This is a genomic window from Mesobacillus boroniphilus JCM 21738, assembly GCF_000517385.1.
Classification (GTDB): domain Bacteria; phylum Bacillota; class Bacilli; order Bacillales; family Cytobacillaceae; genus Mesobacillus; species Mesobacillus boroniphilus.
Window position 1 is genome coordinate 1 of the sequence record NZ_BAUW01000195.1, and the last position, 1,972, is coordinate 1,972.

Sequence of the window (1,972 nt, forward strand, 5' to 3'; positions counted from 1 at the left end):
ATCCGTACGTGCGGGTCATCGCATACGGCTCCTCCATGTTATCCCCTCTGGGGATGCAGTTCTTTGTAGATGTCAACGAGAAAGACAAGCTTTTGTTCACGAAACCATTTGTTAGGTAATGCCGTGTGTACGGGTTCTGTATTTGAACTTCTCCACCTATTCATCCTAAGTTTTGGAAGTTCACCTTTCCATTTTCTTTTACGGAGCTCCTTATGGAGCTTGTTAATATTTCTCCAGCTCCTAAGTTTTATCATTCTTAACCTTCTTCTAATCCAGCCATCCAGCGAACTGAATAAGCTTGCTGAGAAGCCAATGCCGAAATATCTCCCCCAACCTCTGATGATTGGATTCAGCTTATGTTTTATGAACTCCTCCATGTTGACGGTGAGGTTCTTCCTGGTTACTTCTCTTACTCTTTCTTTAAACTTCTTCACTGCTTTATCGGAGGGTGTGTGGAAATACCCTTTGTTAAACGTATATCCAAGAAAAGTAAACGGCTCTCGTGTGTTATCCACTATCCTCGTTTTCTCCGGATGTACTTTTCAAACTCAGTTCCTCTTCTAACAACTTTTTGACAGTTGCCAGAACCCTTTCGGCTCCCTTCCTTGATTTACAACAGATGACGAAGTCGTCCGCATAACGAGTCAACCGATGACCTCTTGAAGTCATCAACTCATCAAGTGGATGAAGATAAATATTGGCGAGAAGGGGACTGATGACTCCGCCTTGAGGACTGCCATGCTTGCTTTCATGCATTACTCCATCCTCCAAAATTCCTGATTGAAGAAATTGTAGTATTAGAGAGATTACACTTCTGTCAACCATTTCTTCCCTAATAAGCTGGATCAGTTTTTCGTGCGGAATGGTATCGAAGTAAGTTTTAATATCGTCATCAATGACAAAGGTATACCCTTCCATCAAATCCTTACGGATATTTTCGATTGCCATATGTGCACTTCGATTAGGACGAAAACCATAGCTACAGTCTAGAAATTTCTTCTCAAAAATAGGTTCAAGCTTCCGTTTGACAGCGGCTTGCACTACTCTATCGCTCACTGTCGGTATTCCTAACGGTCTTTGTGTTCCATCAGCTTTTGGTATATAAACTCTTCTGACTGGTCTTGCCCGGTATGACTTATCCTTCAAGGACCTTTGGAGCACTCTTAAGTTGTGTTCCAATTCTAAGTTAAATTCCTTTATAGTGACATTGTCTACACCATGTGAACCACGGTTCTTTTTTACATCTTGAAACGCAAGTTCTAGATTCTGAAAAGACCAGATTTTGTCCATGAGACTATACCATTTTCTTTTCTTGCTAATTTCCTGACCTGCATGCAAGTCCTGCTTTCCTCTAACTTCTTCCATGTATTCGTATCATTCCTATTCTTTCTGACCATCTGAATAGATGTCCTCACTGGATGGCCATTGAGTTAGTACTCCGCCCTAAACAACCTACTTTCTTTTCGGTCCCGATTCTACGGCTGTTTTGCCTCCTCGGTTCTCTGTTTAGTACATGTAGAGCCCAGAAGCGCTTGTTACTTGTCTTTCATGGACAGACGGGCTTCGCATCAAATCACTGCCTTTTGGGTCAATGTTCACCTTGCCAACAACGTGACAAGTCACTTACCTTTATGGCTTTTCCAGTAAGCTTATTCACTACTATCCCCTGCTCTGACTTCTCACCTTCCGTAACACATTTCTAGTCCATCCGGGTTTTGAAATGTGCTTACCAAATTTGGAGAAGATGAGATCTCCTTGGGTTACGTCAATTCTCTTTCCCCCGAAACCAGTCCTCATAACTAATAGAATAAGTTGTGGAAATTGGGCTTTCCTTTCTTTTGCAAGGTTCCCCAATCCTACCAGCCAACATGGTAATGCCATCTGTTCCGGGGTTTGCCTTTGAGTCCTCCGCACGGAACTTCGCAGTACCCGCACTACCCATCAGCTATGCACTTCCGCCACATCGGCGTGC

Annotated in this window: 2 protein-coding genes; both read right to left on the reverse strand. The window is 43.0% G+C overall.

The window, feature by feature from the left end:
• Positions 1–38 precede the first annotated feature (38 nt).
• Positions 39–515, reverse strand: coding sequence for a group II intron maturase-specific domain-containing protein (locus JCM21738_RS26410; protein WP_052019860.1), 477 nt, complete (start codon positions 513–515; stop codon positions 39–41).
• Positions 508–1,365 (reverse strand): group II intron reverse transcriptase/maturase, encoded by an 858-nt coding sequence (ltrA, locus tag JCM21738_RS26415; RefSeq protein ID WP_052019862.1) that lies wholly within the window; start codon positions 1,363–1,365, stop codon positions 508–510. Before ltrA ends, JCM21738_RS26410 begins: the two co-directional genes overlap by 8 nt.
• Positions 1,366–1,972 lie beyond the last annotated feature (607 nt).

Bases quoted from the DNA above. Each gene is read 5' to 3' on its own strand.
- ltrA (WP_052019862.1), bottom strand. From the start codon at position 1,365: ATGGAAGAAGTTAGAGGAAAGCAGGACTTGCATGCAGGTCAGGAAATT.